General features: G+C 44.0%; 23 protein-coding genes. 16 read left to right on the plus strand and 7 right to left on the minus strand.

Features of this window, described 5'->3' with window-relative positions; translation table 11 throughout:
* Positions 1-84 precede the first annotated feature (84 nt).
* Positions 85-1,281, plus strand: coding sequence for an NO-inducible flavohemoprotein (gene hmpA, locus MSG38_RS00800; protein WP_048606333.1), 1,197 nt, complete (start codon positions 85-87; stop codon positions 1,279-1,281).
* A gap of 157 nt (positions 1,282-1,438) precedes the next feature.
* On the opposite strand, the gene MSG38_RS00805 is transcribed toward hmpA, so the two are convergent.
* Positions 1,439-2,386, minus strand: coding sequence for a TDT family transporter (locus MSG38_RS00805; protein WP_248400750.1), 948 nt, complete (start codon positions 2,384-2,386; stop codon positions 1,439-1,441).
* A gap of 239 nt (positions 2,387-2,625) precedes the next feature.
* Positions 2,626-4,032, minus strand: a complete 1,407-nt coding sequence (gene clcA, locus MSG38_RS00810; RefSeq protein ID WP_248400751.1) for a H(+)/Cl(-) exchange transporter ClcA — start codon at positions 4,030-4,032, stop codon at positions 2,626-2,628.
* 551 nt (positions 4,033-4,583) lie between these two features.
* Between clcA and MSG38_RS00815 the strand changes: the two genes are divergently transcribed.
* The 3 genes from MSG38_RS00815 (at position 4,584) to MSG38_RS00825 (ending at position 7,823) form a co-directional block, all read left to right on the plus strand.
* Positions 4,584-5,567: a GTP-binding protein gene (locus MSG38_RS00815; protein ID WP_248400752.1), complete on the plus strand. Its 984-nt coding sequence runs from the start codon at positions 4,584-4,586 to the stop codon at positions 5,565-5,567.
* 182 nt (positions 5,568-5,749) lie between these two features.
* Positions 5,750-7,036, plus strand: a complete 1,287-nt coding sequence (locus MSG38_RS00820) for a DEAD/DEAH box helicase (RefSeq protein ID WP_019821956.1) — start codon at positions 5,750-5,752, stop codon at positions 7,034-7,036.
* Between the two features lie 166 nt (positions 7,037-7,202).
* A complete protein-coding gene (locus MSG38_RS00825) occupies positions 7,203-7,823 on the plus strand; it encodes a LysE family translocator (RefSeq protein ID WP_248400753.1) in 621 nt (206 codons plus the stop codon).
* A gap of 256 nt (positions 7,824-8,079) precedes the next feature.
* Here MSG38_RS00825 and MSG38_RS00830 read toward each other — a convergent pair whose 3' ends face one another.
* Positions 8,080-10,116, minus strand: a complete 2,037-nt coding sequence (locus tag MSG38_RS00830) for a PhoX family phosphatase (protein ID WP_248400754.1) — start codon at positions 10,114-10,116, stop codon at positions 8,080-8,082.
* A gap of 254 nt (positions 10,117-10,370) precedes the next feature.
* Here MSG38_RS00830 and MSG38_RS00835 point away from each other — a divergent pair, with 254 nt between their 5' ends.
* From MSG38_RS00835 to MSG38_RS00860, 6 genes are all read left to right on the plus strand, one after another.
* Complete coding sequence (locus MSG38_RS00835) at positions 10,371-10,712, plus strand: YggL family protein (RefSeq protein ID WP_048606344.1); 342 nt, start codon at positions 10,371-10,373, stop codon at positions 10,710-10,712.
* Positions 10,713-10,977: 265 nt separating this feature from the next.
* Complete coding sequence (locus tag MSG38_RS00840; protein ID WP_162926777.1) at positions 10,978-11,118, plus strand: hypothetical protein; 141 nt, start codon at positions 10,978-10,980, stop codon at positions 11,116-11,118.
* The gene (locus tag MSG38_RS00845; RefSeq protein ID WP_248400755.1) at positions 11,111-11,794 is read left to right on the plus strand and encodes a spondin domain-containing protein; all 684 of its coding nucleotides are present in this window, start codon (positions 11,111-11,113) and stop codon (positions 11,792-11,794) included. The genes MSG38_RS00840 and MSG38_RS00845 overlap by 8 nt, the downstream gene beginning before the upstream one ends.
* A 9-nt stretch (positions 11,795-11,803) precedes the next feature.
* Complete coding sequence (locus tag MSG38_RS00850; RefSeq protein ID WP_248400756.1) at positions 11,804-12,484, plus strand: spondin domain-containing protein; 681 nt, start codon at positions 11,804-11,806, stop codon at positions 12,482-12,484.
* Between the two features lie 81 nt (positions 12,485-12,565).
* A complete protein-coding gene (locus MSG38_RS00855; RefSeq protein WP_248401073.1) occupies positions 12,566-13,297 on the plus strand; it encodes a response regulator transcription factor in 732 nt (243 codons plus the stop codon).
* A gap of 66 nt (positions 13,298-13,363) precedes the next feature.
* Entirely contained in the window at positions 13,364-14,737 is a 1,374-nt protein-coding gene (locus tag MSG38_RS00860) for a HAMP domain-containing sensor histidine kinase (RefSeq protein ID WP_248400757.1), read from the plus strand.
* A gap of 49 nt (positions 14,738-14,786) precedes the next feature.
* Here MSG38_RS00860 and MSG38_RS00865 read toward each other — a convergent pair whose 3' ends face one another.
* Together MSG38_RS00865 and MSG38_RS00870 are read right to left on the minus strand one after the other, a co-directional pair.
* Positions 14,787-15,251, minus strand: a complete 465-nt coding sequence (locus MSG38_RS00865) for an exoribonuclease R (protein WP_248400758.1) — start codon at positions 15,249-15,251, stop codon at positions 14,787-14,789.
* 158 nt (positions 15,252-15,409) lie between these two features.
* A complete protein-coding gene (locus MSG38_RS00870; protein WP_248383220.1) occupies positions 15,410-16,339 on the minus strand; it encodes a DMT family transporter in 930 nt (309 codons plus the stop codon).
* Positions 16,340-16,488: 149 nt separating this feature from the next.
* Here MSG38_RS00870 and MSG38_RS00875 point away from each other — a divergent pair, with 149 nt between their 5' ends.
* On the plus strand, positions 16,489-16,947 hold the full coding sequence (locus MSG38_RS00875; RefSeq protein ID WP_017062622.1) for an Lrp/AsnC family transcriptional regulator: 459 nt from the start codon (positions 16,489-16,491) through the stop codon (positions 16,945-16,947).
* Between the two features lie 169 nt (positions 16,948-17,116).
* Here the strand turns inward: MSG38_RS00875 and MSG38_RS00880 are convergent, their stop codons facing one another.
* Complete coding sequence (locus MSG38_RS00880; protein ID WP_248382430.1) at positions 17,117-17,359, minus strand: hypothetical protein; 243 nt, start codon at positions 17,357-17,359, stop codon at positions 17,117-17,119.
* A gap of 269 nt (positions 17,360-17,628) precedes the next feature.
* Positions 17,629-18,204, minus strand: a complete 576-nt coding sequence (locus MSG38_RS00885; RefSeq protein WP_248400759.1) for a hypothetical protein — start codon at positions 18,202-18,204, stop codon at positions 17,629-17,631.
* A 96-nt stretch (positions 18,205-18,300) separates the two neighbouring features.
* Here MSG38_RS00885 and MSG38_RS00890 point away from each other — a divergent pair, with 96 nt between their 5' ends.
* The 5 genes from MSG38_RS00890 to phaC all read left to right on the plus strand — a co-directional run bounded on the left by MSG38_RS00890 (position 18,301) and on the right by phaC (position 23,873).
* Positions 18,301-18,984 (plus strand): SH3 domain-containing protein, encoded by a 684-nt coding sequence (locus MSG38_RS00890; protein ID WP_017069149.1) that lies wholly within the window; start codon positions 18,301-18,303, stop codon positions 18,982-18,984.
* Positions 18,985-19,514: 530 nt separating this feature from the next.
* On the plus strand, positions 19,515-20,255 hold the full coding sequence (locus MSG38_RS00895; protein WP_048613548.1) for an SDR family oxidoreductase: 741 nt from the start codon (positions 19,515-19,517) through the stop codon (positions 20,253-20,255).
* 26 nt (positions 20,256-20,281) lie between these two features.
* The gene (locus MSG38_RS00900; protein WP_050620678.1) at positions 20,282-21,493 is read left to right on the plus strand and encodes an acetyl-CoA C-acetyltransferase; all 1,212 of its coding nucleotides are present in this window, start codon (positions 20,282-20,284) and stop codon (positions 21,491-21,493) included.
* Between the two features lie 130 nt (positions 21,494-21,623).
* Positions 21,624-21,971 (plus strand): phasin family protein, encoded by a 348-nt coding sequence (locus MSG38_RS00905; protein WP_017062616.1) that lies wholly within the window; start codon positions 21,624-21,626, stop codon positions 21,969-21,971.
* 75 nt (positions 21,972-22,046) lie between these two features.
* A complete protein-coding gene (gene phaC / locus MSG38_RS00910; protein WP_248400760.1) occupies positions 22,047-23,873 on the plus strand; it encodes a class I poly(R)-hydroxyalkanoic acid synthase in 1,827 nt (608 codons plus the stop codon).
* Positions 23,874-23,927 lie beyond the last annotated feature (54 nt).

The following is a 23,927-nucleotide window of genomic DNA, read 5'->3' on the forward strand; positions in this document are numbered from 1 at the left end:
TTTCAGAAAATCGATAAGTCATTCTTATTTTTAAGTAGTCAAAATGACATATAGGTCATAAGGCTCAGTGTTCGGAGTAAATTCATGCTTAACAATGCACATATCGAAATCATCAAATCTACTATCCCTCTACTTGAGAGCGCAGGCCCAGCTTTAACTCAGCATTTTTATCAACGTATGTTCACGCATAACCCTGAGTTGAAAGATATCTTCAATATGACTCACCAAAGAACAGGTCGCCAAGGCGTAGCACTGTTTGAAGCTATCGCAGCATATGCAAAGAACATTGAAAATCTAGCAGCGTTAACAACAGCTGTTGAACGTATTGCTCAGAAACACACAAGCTTTAACATTCAACCAGAGCACTACCAAATTGTTGGTTTGCACCTGATTGAAACATTACGTGAACTAGCTGCTGACGCGTTTACTCCAGAAGTGGAAGAAGCATGGACAGCCGCTTACCTATTCTTAGCGCAAGTATTCATCGATCGTGAAGCTGAACTTTACCTACAGCGTAAGCAAGCTGTTGGTGGTTGGGAAGCGGCACGTGCGTTTGTGATTGCAGACAAGATCGAAGAGTCAGCGCTAGTAACTAGCTTTATCCTTCAGCCAAAAGACGGCGGTGAAGTTCTGGATTACACACCAGGTCAATACATTGGTATCGAAGTGAAACCGGAAGGCTCTCAATACAGCGAGATTCGTCAATACTCACTGTCTGATAAGCCAAACGGCAAGCAATACCGTATTTCTGTTAAACGTGAAGGGCAAGGTCAAGAGACACAAGGCGTTGTATCTAATCACCTACACGATACGGTTGCTGTTGGTGATGAGGTTAGCCTATACGCACCAGCAGGTGACTTCATGTATCAAGAGCGCAGTAAGCCAGTAACGCTTATCTCTGCTGGTGTTGGTGTAACGCCAATGCAGTCTATGCTTGAGTTCCTAAACACGGAAGATAAAAACGAGCCAGTACTTTACCTTCACGCTTGTGAGAACGTAGGCCAACACTCTTTCACGACTCGTGTTAAAGATATTGTTGCCGACAAAGGTTGGGAAGCGAAAACGTGGTACATGAACAAAGACGAATCTGCATGTGAAAACACGCATCAAGGCCAAATGGATCTAGCGTCTATCTCTGATACTAAAGGCTTTGAAGAGAGCGATTTCTACATCTGTGGTCCTGTTGGTTTCATGAAGAACATCGTGGAACAACTAGACGCACTTAAAGTTGATCGTTCACGTGTACACTACGAAGTATTCGGCCCTCACGCTAACTTCTAATAGTACTCGAGAGTTCTATTAACACTCGCCTGAACTATTAATACCTTGCCTATTCAAAGGCCTCACAGTGTGAGGCCTTTTTTGGTTTGTTAGTTAGTGTGACATCATCGACTACTACAGATCAGGATGGTTGAAGCTAGGATCTTTTAGCTTTTATCTAAGAACGTTTAACCTTCTTAGACATGTAATCAGAATCGAAAAACTCAGGCCAGTACATTTTCACGTAACCGCCTGCCACCCAAATCACTAGAATGGTGGCGATGGTTAGCTCAAAGAACCCGAACTTGTGCAGCCAGTACCATTGTGGGTATTCCGCGCCGAAAAATGTGGTTAGACGATGCATGGCAATAGCGCTGATCACAGATGGGAAGGTGACGGCAGCAATCGAAGGTTGGAACTTCAAACGCATTAGGCGGATGTAACACAAGTAAATCAACAAAGTCATGGTGATGGCAATGCCCGCCAATGCACCTGTTAGAATCGGATCTGGGTTATCGAAGTTAACCAAGTAAGCAGCTAAAGATAAGTTAACCGGAGCGGCCATGATAGCGAGTGTTGGTCTTGCTCGGCGAGGAAGATTGCCTTCGAACACCAAGCGGTACAACACCACTGGCAACATAAGGAAATAGATACCAATACAAGTGACCGCAAGTGTTTCTGAAAATACGGTGTGCCCGAACTGTGTGCCAGCTAAGGAACTGCTGATCAAACCGACTGGATACAGAAACCAACTCGGTACAATGTTAGACATTTTGAAGTTGATGATCTGAAAACTGAAGAACAACACCATCATGGTAAAGTGCAGCAATAACGCGCAGAACCAAACTGGGTAAGCTATGGCGGGCGATATCTCGGCTAAATAGTCGCACAGAATCAGTAAAGCCATGCTCATTGGCGCCATCAAGCTTCCACTTAACGGGTGACGAATGTCATTAAGGAAGGTATTAAAGCTCGTTAAATAGCGCAGTAAAACAGGCAGCAATAATAGTGCGCCGAATGAAGCGAGGTAGGGACGAATGATCTCACCAATGCCCGGGATATATAACGCCCAAGCTTGTCCTAATCCAATAACGCCAAGTGCTAAAGACGCCTGAGATGGCGGCACATTTTTTACTTGGGTTAATCTTCTCCAGTTCAACGACTTGCTCCGACTTAGTTAATTACAGAATATTGGACTATTTGCTTTAGTTAGAGCGTGTAGGTCATCCTTCAATAGATTTTGAGGGCACTCAACTAATTTTGAGTGAATGATACCAAGTTTAACGTTTGCTTTTTTGATTTTGATACGGAATCGGGAGATTAAGCACGTTGAATGTGTGCTTTTGTTTCATGAGTCATTTGTAATTAACGTACTTCCTCTTGCTGAGGGAGATCTTGTTGTCTTAGTTTTTCGTTTTTCAGCGTACGGTTAAGCAGTTGACTGTAAATTGGCTGCCCACCTAACATTTGAGCAATGATTACCGCACCTAAGCAGGTGATGATTAACGGCAGGATAAGGTAGTAGTTATTGGTCATTTCAATAACCAACAGTATGCCAGTGATAGGCGCTCGAACAGTGGCAGCAAATAAGGCTCCCATGCCAGCAATGGCAAACATACCCGGTTCAATATTCAGTTCCGGAAAGAATGCCGCCGCGATAAGCCCGAACGCATAACCAAAGAGTGTTCCTAGCGCAAGCATTGGTGCAAAGATACCGCCTGGCGCACCAGAGCCGAAACAAAGCAGGGTAGTGAGGACTCGGCCTAAGAAAATCAACAGCAACACATTGGCGCTGTAGCTGCCATTCGTGATGTTCGGGATGATACCAATACCACCACCAGTTAATTCAGGTATATAGAGCAGCAACAAGCCAAAGCAACCACCAAGTAGGGTACCTGTCATCAAGTAGCGTTTACGGTCATTCTTGTGGATCGCCACAAACAGGTCTTGGGAAAGTGTAATCAGTTTATTGAAAATCACACCAAATAGGCCGAACAACACACCTAACAACAAGAACAACCAAAGTGCGTTGAGTTCAGGTGGCTGGTACTGAGGCATTGTGATAACGGCAGATTGTCCATTGATAGAACGAAACACAATGTTGGCTGAAATCGCTGAGATGATGACGGCTTTGATTGATATGAGTGAGTAGCGAAACTGCGGTCTCATCTCCTCGACCACAAACATGATTCCTGCCAGTGGTGCATTGAATGCGGCGGCTAAACCACCTGCGGCACCCGAAGCTAATAGTGAATGACGAGTGTCGTCATCTTTGACTCGAAAGATATCAGTGACCATACGACCGATACTGCCGCCCATTTGAACAGTTGGCCCTTCACGGCCTAAAACCATACCAGAGCCTAACGCGCCCATGCCGCCAAAGAATTTTACGGGTAATACTCTCCACCATCGAACAGGACGCATTCCGTCCATTGCGCCTTCGATTTCAGGGATACCTGAGCCTGCAGCTTCTGGAGCAAATCGGTGAACGAGGAAATAGCCAATAAAGGCGAATGCCGCACTGATAAGGAAAGCAGCAAGCCACAGTGGTAAATGGCTACCGATTTCATCTTTCAGCCAATCGGTACGAGTTTCTGTTATGAAATGAACCGCAACTTCGAAATAGGTACCCACTACACCCGCAAGTACACCCACAATACAAGAAAGGAAGAGAACCGAAGCTGGGGTCTTATCTCTTGAGAGAAATTGATTAATAGCATCCCTTGGCATTTTGGCTAGTAAGGACTGCTTAATTTTCTCTCTTCTGGTCATAGAGATAAGTTTCCTGAATGAGTTAAGGCGAGGTTGCATTAAATTATACGCTTCCTCTGCATATCCTATAGCAACAAAGATGAAAAGTTGAATTTCATTTATGGAATGTACGTGTTACATAAATGGAATCTATGGTCAATAGTGGAATCACCGTCACAATTTTGATCGATTCTCTGGCGGCGGCTTGAATATCCCCAAAAATGAACCATAGTTAAATCGTAAAGCAACATAACGAACCGCAAGGAGAAGTGAGGTTTTACACACAATTTGGATGGATTCAGAACAAAGTTTTAGTTCCTCGTTAAATGTTCAGGTCGATATTTAAGGCTTCCTGATTCGCGAACTCACGATTGAGTAACGAGGGTGAGGCGTACTGAGTAAGTACGCCTTTAGTTCGTCTGGAGCATCCCATTTCCACATTCCGCTTCTACTGCTTTATCTCTTCTGATTATTTTCGTGCCAACCTCTATTAATGAATCTCAGTATAAACAATCGATTGGGGTCAACTTTTTGGTGATTGAGTATATACTCCCTTAAAAAGGAGAACTGATATGACTAAAAAAGTTCCTACAAACATCATTACGGGTTTCTTGGGTGTTGGTAAAACGACAGCCATCTTGAACCTGCTAAAAAATAAACCTGAGAATGAAAACTGGGCTGTTCTGGTTAACGAGTTCGGGGAAATCGGTATTGATGGTGCATTGATGACAGATCAAGGCGCTTTGATTAAAGAAGTGCCGGGTGGCTGCATGTGTTGTACTGCGGGCGTGCCGATGTCGGTAGGTATTAATGCCTTACTTCGCCAAAAACCAGACCGTTTATTGATTGAGCCGACAGGGCTTGGTCACCCTAAACAAGTGATTGCGACACTGACTTCAGATCAGTACACACCATATGTCGATTTAAAAGCGACGCTTGGTTTGGTTGACCCACGAAATCTATCTAATGAAAAGTACACCTCGAATCAGAATTTTAATGATCAACTAAACAGTGCAGATGTGATTCTTGGTACTAAGGTTGACCTTGTTCATTCTGAAGACATCGATGTGTTTAACGATTGGGTGACGGATCAAACGCCAGCAAAAGTCTTCCACAAGCTAATCCATGACGGTGAAGTACCATTGGAAGTGTTAGATATTGAAAGAGTATACGGCAGTGCTTCATCTCATATTGAAGCGCATCATCACGATCACGCTGAACAAGAGCCTCAATTCCAACTTCCTCCTGGTGAAGCTTTCATCCGTAAAGAGAATAAAGGACAGGGCTATTTCAGTTGTGGTTGGTTGTTTGGCGCAGAGCATAAGTTCGACTTCGATGCGCTATTCTCAATGTTGTCGTATCTAACGGCTGAACGTGTAAAAGCCGTCGTGAACACCGACCAAGGTTGCTACGCATTCAATGTGGCGAATCAAGTCGTGTCTGTGAACGAAATTACGCTTGATGGTTTTGAATCTCGATTGGAAGTGATCGACTCGCAGCTCATGCCATGGGGTGATCTCGAGCAGATTCTACTCAAGCTGTGTGGTATCAAATAGCCCAGTTTTTGCTGTTTGAACCAAGGATCTTGGTGTTTACCTCGTTGAAGGCGGGATAAACACCAGATTAAATGAGAAAGTTTGCGTTATATCACGATAAATGTGAGATAAATCACTCTAATTACTTTATAGTGCTCGGCTGAAATAAGAATGTAGGCTGTCTGCTTAAGGAACCCGTAACAATGTCATTTTCCTCTCAAGGTTTTGCTCCTGAATTAGTCAAAGCGTTGACTGAGTGTGGTTATGAAAAACTCACTCCAATTCAACAAAAAGCGATTCCAATGGCTCGTAAAGGCCATGATATTTTTGCTACTGCTCAAACCGGTACGGGTAAAACAGCGGCATTTTCATTGCCTGTAATCCAACACCTTTTGAACAGCGGTAAAAAAGCGTCTAGAGGAACGGCTCGCGGCCTTATTCTTGCTCCAACTCGTGAGCTTGCTGCGCAGATCGCTCAAAACATTAAAGACTACGTTAAATACACGGATCTAAGCGTTTCTGCGGTTTACGGTGGTAACAAGATGTCTTCACAAGTTCGTCAACTAGAACTGGGTGTGGATATTTTGGTTGCAACACCTGGCCGTTTAGAAGAGCACTTAGAAGCGGGTAACGTGTCTATTGCTAACCTAGAATTCCTAGTATTTGATGAAGCTGACCGTATCCTTGATATGGGCTTTATCAATGCCGTTCGTAAGATCATGTTGGATGTAGAAACATCACCGCAAATCATGATGTTCTCTGCAACGACTTCTACTCAGTTAAACCAACTGTCTGTTGATATTCTGCGTAAACCAAAACGTATTAGTGTTGAGCGCGAAAACTCAACGGCTGCTACTGTCGGTCACGTGGTTTACCCAGTGGATCAAGAACGTAAAACTGAACTGCTTTCTGAGCTTATCGGCCGTAAAAACTGGCGCCAAGTGCTTGTGTTCGTGAACTATAAAGAAACAGCGAATGATGTAGTTAAAGAGCTTAAGCTTGATGGTATTAAAGCGGTACTTTGCCACGGTGATAAAGCACAAAGTGCTCGTCGTCGTGCTTTGGATGACTTCAAAGAAGGTAGAGCACGTGTGATGGTAGCAACCGACGTTGCGGCTCGTGGTCTTGATATTGAAGACTTACCACACGTAATTAACTACGACATGCCTTTCCTAGCGGAAGATTACGTTCACCGCATTGGTCGTACAGGCCGTGCTGGTAAACAAGGTCACGCAATCTCTTTCGTTAACCGCGAAGAAGAGCTGACTGTTGTACAAGTTGAAAAACTGATTCAACAACGTATTCGCCGTGTTGAACAACCGGGTTATGAACCGAAAAAACGTGATGCTTACATCGAGAAGCTGAACACTAAATCGGCTTACAAAAACCGTCAGGGTCGTAAGAACAACGCGAACGAAGAGCCACAAGATCAAGCAAGCGCTGAACGTCGTTTGACTATGATGAAGCGAATTAAAAACCGTCGTAAGTAAAATTACGGTTGGTGATTGAAAAGAGCCACTGTTATGTGGCTCTTTTTGTTTGTATTGATCGCAATATTGTTTATTGTCATCACTGCTTCGTTTCAACCTCGCTTCATTTCAAGCCCGATCAAGAAACAAGAACTATTAAATAAAAATAAGTCGATAAGGTAATAATATGGATAGCGCACTACTTTGGGCTTTTATTCCCACGTTTTTCTTTGTGTCAATCACGCCCGGTATGTGTATGACTTTAGCTCTGACACTGGGGATGAGTGTTGGATACAAGCGTACATTATGGATGATGATCGGTGAGTTGGCTGGTGTCGCTGTGGTTTCTATTGCTGCGGTATTGGGTATCGCTTCGATCATGTTGAATTACCCATGGCTATTTACGGGCTTTAAATTTGTTGGTGCGGGTTACCTATTTTATTTAGGCGTTCAGATGTGGCGTTCGAGAGGCAAACTGGCGATCAGTACTGACAACCAAACAACAAAAGTCAGCAATGATTGGGACTTGGTGGTTCAGGGTTTTGTCACTGCAATTGCGAATCCAAAAGGCTGGGCGTTTATGATTTCGTTATTGCCTCCTTTTATTAACAGCAATAAAGACTTAGTACCGCAGTTACTCATTCTCGTGTCGATCATTCTGGTTTCTGAGTTTGTTTGCATGACCTTATACGCGACCGGCGGAAAGAGCTTAAAGCATATGCTGGGCAAAGCCGATAACGTTAAGTTGATGAACCGTATTGCAGGTACGTTGATGATGGGCGTTGGTGTTTGGTTGTTCGTGAGCTAATTCTGGTTAGACTACAACGAGCAGAGATCCCCGACTCAGTCGTTCCTCTTTCTCGAGGATGACGCGTACTTGGGATGATGACTATTTAGGATTACGGTGAGTTTTGAAAATTCGGATTCTTACTTAAACCGAAGAATGCATAGAATATAAAAAGAGCGATAGGGCATTTGGCCTTATCGCTATTTTTGATTTTACTTAGCTAGCGAACAGAAACTAGATAACAGAAATGTTTCTGCGCTTAGCCTGCGTTGTATATTTAAACCGCGATTTCACCGCCGTCTTCACGACGAATCACAACCGTTGCTGCTCGAGGGCGAACTGACATTCCTGATGGAGTCTCTTCTGCTGCGTTGTCGCTGTATGGCCAATTACCGGGGTGCTGAATGTTTACAAACAGTGACTTGTAATCAGGGCTAATGGTAAAACCAGTTACCTCACATCCGTTTGGACCAACAAAGAAACGCTTAAGTTGCGCTTGGTTGCCTTCATCAATCACCGCACTGTTACCATTGTCGTCTATTAGCTTAGAAGGAACGACTGCTAACATTTGGTCGTTGGTGTAACTTGTCAATTCATCTGCACCGTTGTCCGTCTGAATCCATAATATGCCACGTGCATCGAATGCTAATCCATCCGGGCTTGCGAACTGGTTCATATCAGAAAGGCTAGAACGGTTAGTGTCTGCATCGCCGTTGGCAGGTGAACCGAATACGAAAATATCCCAAGTAAAGTCAGTTGCACTTTGACCTTCATCCCAGCGAATTACATGACCAAACTTGTTGTTCAAACGTGGATTTGCCGCGTTCGTTTCATCGGTGCGTGCAGTGTTATTGGTGAGTGTTAGATATACAGAACCTGTGTATGGATCCACCGAACACCACTCTGGACGATCCATCGGTGTTGCACCAACAAGGTCGGCTGCACCTGCTGTATTTAATATTATTTCAGCTAAAGAGTTGAAATGGTCTGCCAGAACGCCACCTGATAACGTTACACTCTCTAGTGTCAATGGTAGCCACGTGCCAGAGTTGTCTTCATTGAAGCGTGCTACGTAAAGAGTGCCTTCATCCATATACTTATCGCCTGTTGCTAAGCGGTTTGATGGGCTGGCATCTGCTGGATCCCAACCAGCAGCCGATTCGAATTTGTACAAGTACTCAAAGCGAGAATCGTGACCTGAGTAGAAGACAACCGGCTGACCTTCCTCTAGCTTGCCAAAAGTACAGCCTTCGTGACGGAAACGACCAAGCGCAGTGCGCTTTTTCGCTCGAGCATTCTCCGTGTACGGGTCGATTTCAACAATATAACCATGGCCATTTGCTTCGTTACGATAATCGTCTATTGAGCTTGCGCCAGTGGGCTCTATGTTAAAGCGAGTAAATTCATCTAAACGTTCTTCAGCATTACCAGCCAATGTTTCCCACAAGTAACGCGTGCTGCTATCGTCGATACCAATGCGGTCTTGTTCTTCCGTTCGAACGCCCGCATTAACGAAATAACCCGGCCAGTTTTCTTCACACGTTAGGTAAGTGCCCCATGGCGTGTAGCCATTACCACAGTTGTTCAACGTGCCACGAGCTTGGCTGCCGTCAGGGGAGAAGCGAGTTACAGTAAGATAGGTATGTGCTAAAGGGCCAGACAAGTCCATTGCAGTCGCGCCTGTATAGCGGCGGTTAAGTGGATCGGTATCAACCAATTTCCACATGTTGTTTTCCAATTGAATACGGACAACCGACACACCATGAGCATTAATTTCTTTTCGTACTTCATCAACAACAGTACGAACACCACCTACTATGGTCTGACCGCTAGGGTGTAGAGCATTCGTATCAATGTACTCATGGTTAATACACAATAAACCGTCTACGTTGCTGTCATTTAATGGGAAAAAGTGCATCCCGTCGTGGTGCATCCCCAACGCATTCAACTGTTCTTCGCTTGTGTTACTGCCGTCATCTTTCCATGCACTACCATGAGCATTAAGCGGTGTCCCCCATGGCACCAAAACTTGTGCCATGTAACCTTGTGGAACAGAGACTGCATCGGTTAGTGAGCCCGGAATTGAATCAAAATTTAGTACCGCACTAGAGACACCTGACCCATTACCGACTGAAGTATCTGGACTAGAAGAATTACATCCAGAGAGTCCAAATGCTCCAAATGCAGTCATTGCACTGATGCCTAAACCGCCTTTGAGAACATTTCTTCTTGAAAGGTTCGCATCTAAAACTTCTTCGAAGGGTTTGTTTTTGCTCTTGTTAAAACGAGTGCTATCAAATGTTTCCTTGCTCATCTCGACTGCTTCCTATTGGCTGATTTTATTATTCGTTATTCATGACTAACCCACTTATTAACCAATGGGTTAATAAGTTGGGTCAATGTGTGACTAATCGTGAAGCAGTTAAGTGACAGATTTTTATAGATTTGATTAAAGTTTTGTTTCTGTAGCACGAATTTTGCCATTAACACTCTCGTGCAAGACAAAACTCTTGGGGATTAGGGTAGAACTGTGTATAAATGCTTTATCAAACGAAAAGAGAGACAGTTATGAAATTAGATAAAATCGAAAACAAAAATCGCCGCCTACGCAAAAAGCTATACCTAGGTGAATTCGCGATTCTGGGTTTTGAAGTAAGCTGCAAGACTTCGATTGCTGATTTTGACCAATACGATGTGTTCATTGACGAGTTCATTGATTTCATCGACAGCATCGGTCTGTGCTTTGGTGGCGGCGGCCTTGAGCTGTTTGAAGGTTTCTTATGCTCAATTGAGCGCTACCGTTCAGTAACAGAAGCAGAGCAACTGCAAGTCGCACAATGGCTTGAAGCTCGTGCTGAAGTAAGCAAAGTGGAAGTTAGCGAGCTGATTGACGCAAATTACGCGTTCTAATTTGATGTTGTGTTGTTAGCTCGATTGAAAGGCCAAATACGGCTTAGGAAAGAGTAACAACAGTACGCCAGAATAAAGGCCGAATCGTTAAATCGATTCGGCCTTTTTGCGTTTAATTCGCTCCATTTCTATTCTTTACCTTCTTTTCTATCCATTCCACGTAAATGATTAATCAATAACTTTCTTCTAGATATGAGTACCTTATCGCTACTTTTATTGGCAGTAATAAGTTTGGATAAACTTGTGAGAGTTTTATGAGAATTCAATGAAGTTGCTGATAGATTTGAACGCCATTCTTAGAGTCAACAACACCACAGTTCGTTCTGGCAAAGGTAACGGTATATCGCTGTTATTCGTGTTGTCGGTAACGATAGGACTCGATAAAGGATGGAATCAAAATGAATAAACGTACTCAAATCAGCTTAGTGATCAGCTCGGCTATGTTGACCTTCGGAGCGGCTCAAGTTCAGGCTGCTGAGCTTGAAGTCACTGTCACTAATGCAACGAAAGGGATCTACTTTACGCCTATCTTAGCGGCGGCTCATGACTCAAGCCTGTTCATGTTTAGAACGGGTGAAACGGCTTCTGCGGAACTAGAATCCATGGCCGAAGGTGGCGATATTTCAGGTTTATCTGGTGTCATTGCTAACGCGGGTGGCGTAGTCGTTGAGAATCCAGCCGCCGGAATTCTCAATCCGGGTGTCGCAACTACGTTTGATATCAGTACTGGCGATTTAGAGTACCTATCATTGGGTGCCATGCTACTGCCGACCAATGACGGTTTTGTTGGTCTAGATAGCTGGAAAATCCCAACTCAAGCGGGCACCTACAAAGCGACTCTAAATGGTTATGACGCGGGTACAGAAGCCAATGATGAGCTGGCGGGCAGTATGCCGAACCCTCCATTCATTACCTTTGGTGCTGGTGGCACTGGTGTAGAAACGGCAGTATCAAACGCTAAGGTTCATATTCATCCGGGTAACATTGGTGATAGTGACGCGGCGGGCGGCATCAGTGACCTCGATAGCAGCAGCCATCGTTGGTTAAACCCTGTTGCAACTATCACCATTGTTGTGAAGTAAGGGGGATGTATGAAAGCTAGAATTCTATTTATCGCTGCATCAGTAGCTGTGTTAGCGGGTTGTCCGGACGATGACGACGATTACTATCGCTATGATGTGAGTGTTACTAACCTCACCCCCAATCAACCAATGTCACCACTCGCGGTGTTGACTCATGATACGAATTTTGACCTTTTTGAAGTTGGGCAAAGTGCCTCTGTTGATCTGGAATACTTGGCGGAAGGGGGCAGTAATGCACAATTGCTTGCGCTCAGTGACAGTGACGCCAATGTTTATCAAGGCATCTCAGGCAATGGACTGATTCTTTCAGGTGAGCAAGACACGGTCTCTATTCGTGTCGACCCAAATCAAGAAGGGTATATCTCCGTCGCTTCAATGTTGGTGAACACCAATGATGCGTTTGTCGGCGAATCCGGTTTATCGCTCAAGTCCTTGGCGGTGGGTGATACCTTTACCATGAACATGAATGTGTGGGATTCGGGAACTGAGCTGAACGATGAGCTTGCTGCAACGATTCCAGGACCAGCAGGCGGTGGTGAAGGGTTTAATACCACACGAGACGACACCGATGTGGTGAGTTTCCACTCTGGCGTAATTAGCCAAGATGACGGCCTTACGACTTCTACTTTAAGTGCCAATCATCGTTTCCTTAACCCCGGTGCAAGAATCACCATTACTCGAACTGAGTAACAGGGTCAAAGTACGATGAAAGAATTCCTGCTCTGTTCCGGTCAATTGAAAGGTGGGCAGACTCAGAATAGAGCAGGGATCATGAATAGTGCTGCGGTAAATTTGATGGCAAACATATTGTTGGTTGAAGACGATGATGACTTGGCTGAACTGGTGCAGATGCATCTTAAGTTCCAAGGGCATGACGTAATCAGAACCAATGTGATTGAAAAGGCTCAGGCGCTCTATAAAGAGGGTCATTTCGATTTGATCGTACTGGATCGTGGCTTACCAGACGGTGACGGACTCGATTTCTGTCGAATGTTGCGTCAGCAAGAGGATTGGACGCCAGTACTCATGCTAACCGCAAGAGACGTAGAGTTAGATAAGGTGTCAGGCTTAGAAGCCGGTGTTGATGACTACATAACGAAACCTTTCAGCGTTCTTGAATTTCAAGCAAGAGTGAGGAACGTACTTCGCCGTTTAAGTCATGTCGAATCAGCCACTCAAGAGGTTGTGACAACAGAATCAATTATGAATTTTGGCGGGCTCACTATTCAACCTGAACGCCATCAGGTGTCACTCAATAATCAAGACGTACCGCTGACTGCTACCGAGTTTACCTTACTTCATTTCTTAGCAAACCGCCCGGGACGTGTGTATAGCAAAGACGAGCTGCTCGATCATGTTTGGAATACTCATCACTCTGGCTATCACCATACCGTGTGTAGCACAGTCAACCGTCTAAGAACCAAGCTTGCGATGCCGAATAGTGATGATGATTTCATTAAAACCGTTTGGGGTGTTGGTTATAAGTTTGAGTCAAAAGCTTAGGTCTATGTGTCGCGTCCGAAGTTTACTAAAAAGCCAGTAACACCTAGGAGCCATCGAGGAGAGAACATGAGTTTCAAATCGCGTTTAGTGTTGTTCACCAGTTTGTGGTTTCTGCTCGTGAGTGTGGTGATTGCTTACACCTATCATTGGCAAAAAGAGACTATAGAGCGAAGAACTAAGCAGAGCCTACACAAAGAGCTCGCCGTTCATATGCGCGACGATAATCCTCTGATGATTGGTACCGACTACAACCCTAAAGCGCTCAAATCCATATTCCACACCTTGATGTTGATAGGGCCAGATTTCGATATCTATTTCCTCGACAGTCAGGGCAAAATTACGACTCATGCTGCGCCGGAAGGCACTGTGTTAGCCAACCAGATAGACTTAGCGCCCATTCAACAGTTTTTAAACGACGAGCCTTATCCCATTCTGGGGGAAGATCCGATCAATCCCGGGGCTCGTAAGGTGTTTTCCGTGGCAGCGATTGAAGAGCTAGGTTCGACCGTTGGTTATCTGTACGTTTTGATTGGCAGTAATCGTCACACTGTGATTGCCAATTCGCAGGTCGACACGCCATACATCGCGCTAGCGGGGCTCATGCTGATCTCTATCTTAGGTTTTGCGGTTGGGGCTTATCTGTTGGTCAAACGTAGCCTGTTAAACCCAATAGAAGCAGTAACCAACAAGCTACAACAGCAAGCAGAGCAAGATTTTCGATTGGATCCGAACTTCATTCATCAAGTACCAGAATTGGTGCCGATTGCGCGCTCGTATCAGTTAATGGCGAAGCACATTCAACAGCAATTTTTGCAACTTGAATATCAGTCATCACACCGCAGACAAAGCTTATTACAGCTCAGTCATGATTTGAAAACGCCATTGTCGAGTGTGTTGGGTTATTTGGAAACGTGGAAGATTCAAAACCCACATTCGGATCCACTCATAGATGTGGCATATCGCAATGGCAACAAGCTTTCGGAACAACTCCATTCGCTACTAGATAGTGCCAAGAATGATAATCCTGTTCCCACATATCAATACGCTTCAATCGATTTGAATGGGCTGATGAGCGAATGTTTAGAAACGATTCAAAGCCAGTATCGCCATAAGAATGTTGAGTTGAACGTTCATATGCCTAATGGCATCAAGGCTGTGGGCGATGGTGATTTGCTTGAAAGGTTGATTTTGAATCTGTTAGATAATGCATTGAGGCATAGCCCAAGTGGCACCGTGGTGTCGTTAGATGTTGATTTTGAAGCGGATTCAAAACGGGTGAAGGTGGTGATTCATAATGAGGTTGAACTGGAAGCGCCGAATGGTTCTTTGGGAATAGGAACCAAGATCGCGCAGTCGATACTGATGTTGCATCACAGCGTGCTAGAAACAACAAAGGCAGAGAACTCCTTTCAGCAAAGCTTTTACTTGCCTTCGGTATAGCTCTGTCTGCCTTCGGTTTAGCTTGATGTGTTCTTACGTAGAACTAACGCTAAGCGTCTTTACTGTCTTCGTTGCCTTCGTTCACTTTCGCGTAGAAGTGAAGTAGATCAGTTAATTCTTTAACCCAGCCAAACGCATCGTTAGGTGCGTTCTTTAAGATCTTCTCAACTTTCTCACAGTGCACTTCGATTGCGATTGCTTCTTCAAGGTTGAAAGAGATCGAGTAGAAGTGCCAAAGCAGTAGGCGAGTCATACGCTCGATGTTCTGTTGCGAGTTATCTGACTCTGAGAAGGCTAGGTTCACTTCACCAAGCGCGATAGCGGTCATTCGAAGCATTGCGTCAAATTTCGCTGATTGCATGCGTTCTTCGCTGGTGACTTCTTCTTGCTCGAACGTAAATAATTCCGTCATTGCATCTTCAGGAACAAGGCGATGAATCATTCTTAAACTAAATTCTTCTAGTTCATGGCGAGGCATGGTAATTAAGCAATTTAAGGTGTAGTCGCGTTGCATGGTGTTCTCTTGGATCTGCAAAAAGGTCGGACAGTTTAATGGAGAAGCGAGTTTAGAAAAAGCAGATTTTAGATAAGCCTACGTTTGTAGGCTTATCTGTGTACTACAAGCCCTAAAATCGATGCTTAGGGGAACTGTATTTAGGTTTGAACCCAGTATCAGGCTTTGCTATGGCTTGGCGGTTGGTACTGCATCGACTGGTCGTTTCTCATGAATATGTTGCTCGCGACCAAACTGCCGATGCAAATAGAACCAAGGGCGAGCCAAGTCATCGCATCAGGAATCTCGTTGAATAGTGGGATCGCCAACAAGGTCGCCACTGCGGGTGTTGCACTGCCAAAAGCGGCAGAGCGTTCAGCCCCTAAGGTATTAACCGCATAAAGGTAAGTGAACGCCGCGATTAAACCCGCCCCAACGCCTTGTACTGCTGAATGAATGGCAAGCTCTGTGAAGGGCCAATTAGCGATTGGTGTGTCCATTAGGTGGCTTGGGAGGGTTCCAGTCAGGATTAGGACGAGTAAAAGCAAAGTAGAACAGAGAGAAATAAAACCGGCACTGACTAACGCATTAAGATTCGCGACACGGGCTGAGATGGTGAACATCGCCCACATTAAGCTTCCGCATAAAAACAACAAATGACCTTTGGTGTATTCGAAGTTGAAGCTGCTTAAGCTACTCCCTAAAAACAACAGTATGCCGAGCAAAACCAAACCTAAACCAACAACACGATGTCGGCTGAGTGGCTGCTTAAAAAAGAGTACCGCAATTCCTGTGACGAACAGAGGAAGCGTGCCCGGAACAAGAGCACTGCCATGTGATACCGGAACAAACTGCATCGCCGTTCCTGCAACAAGCAGATAAGGCAACCCGCTACCCACCAACATACCCGTTAGATATCGTTTAGGGACTTGAACAATCGTGCTGCGTGCTTTCCACATCAAAGGCAATAACACCACAGCCGGTATGAGAAATCTTGTGAGAGCGATATCGGCAGGTGTTAAATCTGAATTTGCGCCGCCTTTAAGAGACAGGAAAAAGCTCGCCCAAATGAGTAGGGTGACAGTAATAGATAAGTAGCCAAGATTCATAATATTGAAGGAAAGTGAGTGATGACTCATTATGGAATAGTTGTTGTGCCACAGGTTGGCAAGTTTTGGCCTAACTTGAACTATCGTTGATGATTTCTGCTAACATTCGCCAAATAATTAACGGATTTAACTAATGTTTGGCATTTACTATGGATAGAATTGATAGACATCTTCTCGAACTGCTACAAAAAGATGGCAGGTTAACCACGGCTGAACTTGCTGATGAAGTGGGTTTATCACCTTCGCCTTGTGCAAGACGAGTCAAAAGGCTAGAAGAAAAGGGCATTATTGACGGTTATCGTGTGAGCTTGTCACGAGAACAAGTCGGCATCGCAATGAGTGTGTTTGTTGAGGTGAGCCTAAACAACCACCAAGAAGTGTCGATAGATAAGTTTGAAGCGGCTGTTGTAGAGATGGAAGAGGTGATCAGTTGCCACGTTGTATCTGGGGCTTATGACTATTTGCTAGAAGTGGTTAGCCCGAACTTGATGGCCTACGAGGCATTTACAAGAAAACTTCAAAGGCTCTCTAACGTGAAAGATATTCATACTCACCTTGCGATAAGACAAGTAAAAGGCAATGCACCACTGCCAATTTATACCGATTAAGCCAAACTCTGAGCAGTAACACGAAGGCAGAATGAGCTGAAAACGAAATGGTTTGCTCCTGAAGTAGAAGCGCGGTCAATATCAAAAATCATCCATTAAGTGTCAGGCTTCAGGCAATAAAAAACGGAGCACCTCGTGAAAGGTACTCCGTATATGATAGGTGCAAAACTTAGTGATACTTAAAGTTAGAGATCGAACAATCCCCAGTTTGTGTATTAATTCTGAATGAAAAAGCATGTGAATGATAATCCACGCCGTCATTCCAAATTGTCTCTCCAAATATCTTACATAGCTCTAGCTCACTTACTGAACCGAACTCTTCCATGTGTTTAGCTACAGATAAAAGTTTACCTCTTATCTCTGCAGTCCATTCCGTGTTACTCAAGCAGTTGAAAGCCATAGTCTTTTGCATATTACCTAGCCAAAATGTTTCTTGTTATTAAGTTATATGAAGATTCATGATAACAATTTTCTGGCGTTTGTAAATCTATTTTGTGATGAATATCTCACATACTCGCTTGCATTGGTCGGAAATTGAACTTCATTGTTGATAGATAGCACATTAATTTTACAACCTATTGATAAAGCTTTGATTAACGAGTTCTTAGAATATTATGAATGGGATTGGGCATATTTATCGGAAAAGTCCAGTCGAACGAGTGAGAGAATCTAATGGTGATTTCAGTTTGATGCATCGTTTACCGGTTGGTTTATGTGGCGCGCTTCATCAATCATCGTCGCTTCTCTGCGGTATTTTGAAGACAGCTGACGGAATTTTTCACTGAGTGTATGGAGATCTCGGGAGAGTGATTGTGAGCTTTGTACGTGCACTTGCGCACTTTCTGTTTGTCTCGGTAGTTTTGCTCTAGCACAATGTTTAGCGACGGCTTGCCAAGAATGTGTGAGAGACTCAGCTCCATCTAACTCGGTAGACACAACGTATGCCTGTTTTAATAGAACCTCAGAGACATCGTAAGCGGTATTCATATGACTATTGAGCTGCACATTAAATCTTTGTTCGTACTTTGCCCAAAGTTCAATGATCTGCTTTTCATTAAAGTGTTTAGATAACAATGTCTGTGACTCATAGGTTGAAAGAACTTGGTTGAACTCTTTGGTGTACTGATTATAGCGACCTTCAAAAGAGAGCTGACGATCCAACAGTGTTTGCCAGTTTTCACGGTCACAATGATTCGCTAGAGCGACATTGGCACTCAAAGTTACGCTTACAATGATAACCTTCCCCCAAAAACTCATGACTTTCCTCTACTTACCGTGCGCTCTATTGAGAGTATAGATGAGCAGCAGCATGAGTTGATGTACACTTGAGACATACCTATAACGGAAGAGCTGGTGGATTTGATGAAAAAAGCGCTGATCGCTTTACTTGTGTTGTTGATATTGGGCGGAGGGGGAGGAGCGGCATACTACTTCTTGGTCATGAATAAAGACCCAATCCCACAAGAGAAAACGGAAGAGCCGGCGTTAGAAGCTACCGAGCAATCTGAATCTGACCTTGTACCCATCATGGATCTTCAGCCTGAACCCGAGCAGACGGAATTTTACGTTTTGGAGAGAAAGCTTGAAGTGGTCGAGCAACCTGAAATTGATGGCTTGATAACAGATTACCTCTATAAAGGAGAAAAGGTGGTGGTACTCGAGAAACAAGGCGAATGGGCACGTATCTCAGACTATATAGTCCTTAAAGAAGGCGGCCCACAGACGGCGGAATGGGTCTCTATGTCAGGCTTATCGAATGATGAAGTCATTATTTCGGAAAAAGAAAGCAAAGAGATATTGGATTCCTATTTGGTTAAGTCTGATGACCTCAAGATCCATCAAGAAAAATTCCGTAATTCGGTGGCTAAACTGATCTCTGAGGGGGAGTGTGCCCCAAGTGATTTTGAAGAATTAGGCGGATGGGTGAAATCTGTTAAGTACAGCAATCGAGATGTCTATTTTATTTATTGTGGTGGGTTGTCCCTTGAAAACAAAATTTATCTTGATGTAAATACAAATGAAATATTTACGAAGTAAGATCCCACGCTCTATTTATTAATGCTATTTACTTAAGCCCACTCATAGATTGAGTGGGCTTTTTTTGTCTATTCATAATGCTCATCTTCCCCATTTAGAACGTTAATTATATTGAAGCTTATATAAAATCATTAGGAACCATTTATTAATGGCTAATAAGAGTTTTGCTATTATTCTCGTGATCAATCATTTCAAATTCCCACATTGCATTATTCTTGAAACAAGCTGAGAGATTTAGATTTATCTCGTATTTACAAAGGCTTATCTGCTTGGTGATAAAAGTAAAATTAAATAAACCTTATTAATATCAGAGTCTTGCGTTGATTTACATATTTGTAACATTTCATTAATTTTGGGATGCAAGTCTAGTTTTTAATCATAATACGAAAATATTTTATATTTGTAATAATACTTTTTGATTTTGAGCTGTAGGGTTTAATTAAAGCAAAACGTAAATTTTAATTATCAACTAAGACATTATCTTATTAACATCATTGTTATTTAATTGCTTGTAAGGGATGGAACCATTAATGAAAAAGCTTGCTTTAATTACAGGGTCAAAAGGCGGTATCGGCTCAGCAATTTCTTCTAAATTAGTTGCAGACGGCTATCGTGTTATCGCGACTTATTTTACTGGAAATTACCAATGTGCCTTGGATTGGTTTAACGAAAAACAATTCACCGAAGATCAAGTGAGATTGTTTGAATTAGATGTTACCAATACTGCGGAATGTGCGCTGAGCTTAAGCAAGTTGTTAGAAGAAGAAGGCACGGTGGATGTTCTAGTCAATAACGCAGGTATTACACGTGATAGCGTCTTTAAAAAGATGGATGCCGAAGCGTGGAAAGAGGTTATCGAAACGAACTTAAACAGTTTGTTCAACGTGACTCAACCTTTGTTCGCTCCTATGTGTGAAAAGGGTAACTGCCGTGTCATCAACATCTCTTCCGTCAATGGTCTTAAAGGCCAATTTGGACAAACTAACTACTCGGCAGCAAAAGCTGGAATGATTGGTTTCTCTAAAGCTTTGGCTGCGGAAGGCGCTCGTAGCGGCGTAACCGTGAACGTAATTGCTCCTGGCTACACAGCAACGCCTATGGTTGAGCAAATGAAGCCTGAAGTACTGGATTCAATCAAGAACCAAATCCCGATGAAACGCTTAGCGACACCTGTTGAAATTGCAGACGCAGTGGGCTTTTTAGCGAGTGAATCTGGCGCGTACATTACAGGCGAAACATTGTCTGTGAATGGCGGCTTGTACATGCACTAATTGGCGAAAGTGAAGGGATTGGAATGATGGAAAAAGTATTTATTGTTGCGGCTAAGCGCACTCCTATTGGTGCATTTACCGGGTCGCTAAAAAACGTATCTGCAGGCGAGCTGGCAGGCGTTGCGATCAAAGGTGCACTTGAGTCTGTCGATCTTTCGTTAGATGCGATTGATGAAGTGATCGTCGGCAACGTGATTTCGGCAGGTCAAGGCATGGGGGTTGCTCGTCAGGCTTCCATCTATGCAGGGCTTCCTGAAGAAACACCAGCATACGGTGTGAACATGATTTGCGGAAGCGGCATGAAATCAGTGATGGACGCAGCGGCGCACATAAAAGCACAAGATGCTGAAGTGGTTATTGCTGCTGGCGTTGAAGTGATGTCCCAAATTCCTTTTGTGGTACCAGCGAGCGTTCGTAATGGTCACAAAATGGGTGACATCTCAATGAAAGACTTACTGGTTGGTGATGGCTTAACCGATGCGTTTAATCATTACCACATGGGCATGACCGCTGAAAATATCGCGAACACGTTGAATATTTCGCGCTTAGCTCAAGATAACTATGCTTTAGAAAGCCAACAGAAAGCCGTTGCTGCGATTGAAGCGGGAAAGTTTAACGAGCAAATCGTGCCTGTAGAAGTGAAGCAGCGCAGACAAACCGTCACTTTTGATACCGATGAGTATCCGAAGTCAGACGCGACATTCGAAGGTCTGCAAAAGCTTCGCCCTGCCTTTGACCGTGAAGGGTCTGTTACGGCAGGTAACGCTTCGGGCATCAATGATGGCGCGAGCGCAATCATCTTAGCGTCTGAGTCGGCGGTAGCGAAATATGGTCTAACACCTTTAGCGGAACTGACCAGCTATGCACAGTCAGGTTTGGACCCAAAGATTATGGGGTTAGGACCAGTAGAAGCGGTTTCTAAAGCGCTTGATAAAGCGAATCTCACTCTAGAAGAAGTAGATTTGTTTGAATTGAATGAAGCGTTTGCAGCACAAGCTCTTGGCGTAATGTACCAGTTGTCAGAGCAGCATGACTTACCGCTTGATGAGTTCAAGCCAAAGGTCAATGTGAATGGTGGTGCAATCGCACTTGGCCACCCTTTAGGTGCGTCAGGTAATCGAATTATTGTTTCACTCATCCATGAAATGCTTGAACAGAAAACGACTTATGGCGTTGCTTCACTCTGTGTGGGTGGAGGAATGGGAACCGCTGTTTTGCTAAAAGGTATTGAAGGTTAGAGCCTGATATATCGGTAGCAAGCTTGAATATCGGATCAGCTTTTCAAAGCATCGTGAGTTAATAGATGAGCGTTGGCTGAAACGATAGTGACACAAATTTATTAAACTATGTATTCATCAGGAGTTACTTATGTACACGGATATTTTCAAAACAATTACTGACCAAACTGAAAAGCAATTTGAACCGTACTTAAAGTTCAACAAGTTGGTTGCAAAGAACGTCCAAACGATGACAGAACTGCAAATGAATGCAATGCAGACTTACACGAACATGGGTCTTGCACAAATGAAAGCAGTGACTGAAATCAAAGATGTGACTAGCCTAACGGCGTTCAACAGCCAACAACTAGCAGCGCTAACTCAACTGTCTCAACAGATGATGAGTGATAGCTCAAAAATGCAAGCTGCTGCAAAAGAGTTCAAAGAAGATGTTGAAACACTAACAACTGAAAACTTGAAAACAGTTACACCTGCATAAATTTAATCGCCATCGAGTTAGCGCAGTGTTTACTGTGAGGCTCGGTGGCGATTTTCCGATTATTGGAGTCATGTTATGTTTCAACACTTCTTTTCGGACTACCTTGTTAAACTTCAACAAACGAACCAGCAATGGTGGGACAGCTTTGAACAAAACAAGGAAGCCGCGCAATCTCCCCTAAACCAAGCGATGCAAGAATTGAACTTTGATGATGCATCAAAAATCTTCGAGCAAGCCGCTAACCAACCCGCCGTTCTACTTCAGTTACAATCTCAATGGTGGGAACAGCAACTTAAGATCTGGCAGAATGCCGCGCTGATGGGCAACACCGAGAGTGTTATCTCAGAAGACCGCAGCGACAAGCGCTTTATTGATGAAGCGTGGAAAAACGACCCGTTCTACAGCTTTATCAAACAATCCTATTTGTTATTCAGTAAAAGCTATATCGACACCATCAACTCGATAGAAGGTATTGACGAAAAAACCAAAGAGCGAGTGGCGTTCTTTTCTCGTCAGGCAATCAATGCACTTTCTCCAAGCAACTTTATTGCAACGAATCCAGAGTTGATGAAACTGACGCTTGAGCGAAATGGTGAAAACCTTCTCGATGGGTTAGAGCAGTTACAAGCAGACGTTGAAGCAAGCGCCGATATACTCAAGATCCGCATGACTAACAACAACGCTTTCCGATTGGGTGTGGATGTTGCGAACACCGAAGGTGATGTTGTCTTTCAAAACGAGCTGTTTGAGCTGATTCAGTACCATCCAAAGACACCGCAGGTTAACGCGACGCCTTTGTTGATCGTTCCGCCGTTCATCAATAAGTACTACATTCTTGACCTTCGTGAGAAGAACTCGATGGTGCGCTGGTTACTTGAGCAAGGACATAGCGTATTCATGATGTCTTGGCGCAACCCTGGTGAAGCGCAGAAAGACACTGAGTTTGGTGATTATGTCACGGAAGGCGTGGTTAAAGCCGTTGCTGCGATTGAAGACATCACAGGTAAAGAGCAAATCAACGCGGCGGGGTACTGTATTGGCGGCACGGTGCTGGCTTCGACGGTAGCTTACTACGCTGCGAAACGCATGAAAAAGCGCATCAAAACAGCGACGTTCTTTACCACCTTGTTGGATTTCTCGCAGCCGGGAGAGGTGGGTGCGTATATCAACGAAACGATCATTAATGCGATTGAGAAGCAGAACGATGGCAAAGGCTATATGGATGGTCGCTCATTGAGCGTGACGTTCAGTTTGCTTCGTGAAAACAGTCTGTACTGGAACTACTACATTGATAACTACCTCAAAGGCAGCAGCCCGATGGAGTTTGATCTTCTGTACTGGAACAGTGACAGTACAAACGTGGCGGCCAAGTGTCATAACTTCTTGCTGCGAGAGCTTTATCTTGAAAACAAACTGGTTCAAGACAAAGGCGTGAAAGTGGGCGGTGTTTGGATTGATCTCAATAAGATAAAAATACCAAGCTACTTCATTTCAGCTAAAGAAGATCATATCGCGCTTTGGCAGGGGACTTACCGTGGTGCCTTGAATACCGGTGGCAACAAGACGTTCGTGCTTGGTGAATCTGGCCATATTGCGGGTATTGTTAACCATCCAGATAAGAAGAAGTACGGGTTCTGGCTGAATGACAACCTAGACGACTCGGCGGACGAGTGGCTAACTAATGCGACTCATAATGAGGGTTCTTGGTGGACACACTGGAATCAGTGGCTACAAGGTTTTGAAACTGACGAAAAAATCGAACCTTTCAATCAAGGTTCAGAGCTTAATCCTGTGATAGGCAAAGCACCAGGCAACTATGTAAAACAGGTGCTGCCGATTGTCGATCAAGAGCAGGTTGATAAAGAGACCGCAGAGAAAGAAGCGCCAGAAAACGAAGCTTAGGGCGTTAAGTCACATTCAATTATAAAGAAACACAACGTCAGATAATAAAAAAGC

Source organism: Vibrio sp. 1CM24A (genome assembly GCF_023161725.1).
Classification (GTDB): domain Bacteria; phylum Pseudomonadota; class Gammaproteobacteria; order Enterobacterales; family Vibrionaceae; genus Vibrio; species Vibrio coralliirubri.

Excerpts from the sequence above, each read along its gene's own strand:
- hmpA (WP_048606333.1), top strand. The coding sequence starts at position 85 with ATGCTTAACAATGCACATATCGAAATCATCAAATCTACTATCCCTCTA.
- clcA (WP_248400751.1), bottom strand. The coding sequence starts at position 4,032 with ATGACCAGAAGAGAGAAAATTAAGCAGTCCTTACTAGCCAAAATGCCA.
- MSG38_RS00815 (WP_248400752.1), top strand. The coding sequence starts at position 4,584 with ATGACTAAAAAAGTTCCTACAAACATCATTACGGGTTTCTTGGGTGTT.
- MSG38_RS00820 (WP_019821956.1), top strand. The coding sequence starts at position 5,750 with ATGTCATTTTCCTCTCAAGGTTTTGCTCCTGAATTAGTCAAAGCGTTG.
- MSG38_RS00825 (WP_248400753.1), top strand. The coding sequence starts at position 7,203 with ATGGATAGCGCACTACTTTGGGCTTTTATTCCCACGTTTTTCTTTGTG.
- MSG38_RS00830 (WP_248400754.1), bottom strand. The coding sequence starts at position 10,116 with ATGAGCAAGGAAACATTTGATAGCACTCGTTTTAACAAGAGCAAAAAC.
- MSG38_RS00835 (WP_048606344.1), top strand. The coding sequence starts at position 10,371 with ATGAAATTAGATAAAATCGAAAACAAAAATCGCCGCCTACGCAAAAAG.
- MSG38_RS00840 (WP_162926777.1), top strand. The coding sequence starts at position 10,978 with ATGAAGTTGCTGATAGATTTGAACGCCATTCTTAGAGTCAACAACACC.
- MSG38_RS00845 (WP_248400755.1), top strand. The coding sequence starts at position 11,111 with ATGAATAAACGTACTCAAATCAGCTTAGTGATCAGCTCGGCTATGTTG.
- MSG38_RS00850 (WP_248400756.1), top strand. The coding sequence starts at position 11,804 with ATGAAAGCTAGAATTCTATTTATCGCTGCATCAGTAGCTGTGTTAGCG.
- MSG38_RS00855 (WP_248401073.1), top strand. The coding sequence starts at position 12,566 with ATGAATAGTGCTGCGGTAAATTTGATGGCAAACATATTGTTGGTTGAA.
- MSG38_RS00860 (WP_248400757.1), top strand. The coding sequence starts at position 13,364 with ATGAGTTTCAAATCGCGTTTAGTGTTGTTCACCAGTTTGTGGTTTCTG.
- MSG38_RS00865 (WP_248400758.1), bottom strand. The coding sequence starts at position 15,251 with ATGCAACGCGACTACACCTTAAATTGCTTAATTACCATGCCTCGCCAT.
- MSG38_RS00870 (WP_248383220.1), bottom strand. The coding sequence starts at position 16,339 with ATGAATCTTGGCTACTTATCTATTACTGTCACCCTACTCATTTGGGCG.
- MSG38_RS00875 (WP_017062622.1), top strand. The coding sequence starts at position 16,489 with ATGGATAGAATTGATAGACATCTTCTCGAACTGCTACAAAAAGATGGC.
- MSG38_RS00880 (WP_248382430.1), bottom strand. The coding sequence starts at position 17,359 with ATGCAAAAGACTATGGCTTTCAACTGCTTGAGTAACACGGAATGGACT.
- MSG38_RS00885 (WP_248400759.1), bottom strand. The coding sequence starts at position 18,204 with ATGAGTTTTTGGGGGAAGGTTATCATTGTAAGCGTAACTTTGAGTGCC.
- MSG38_RS00895 (WP_048613548.1), top strand. The coding sequence starts at position 19,515 with ATGAAAAAGCTTGCTTTAATTACAGGGTCAAAAGGCGGTATCGGCTCA.
- MSG38_RS00900 (WP_050620678.1), top strand. The coding sequence starts at position 20,282 with ATGGAAAAAGTATTTATTGTTGCGGCTAAGCGCACTCCTATTGGTGCA.
- MSG38_RS00905 (WP_017062616.1), top strand. The coding sequence starts at position 21,624 with ATGTACACGGATATTTTCAAAACAATTACTGACCAAACTGAAAAGCAA.
- phaC (WP_248400760.1), top strand. The coding sequence starts at position 22,047 with ATGTTTCAACACTTCTTTTCGGACTACCTTGTTAAACTTCAACAAACG.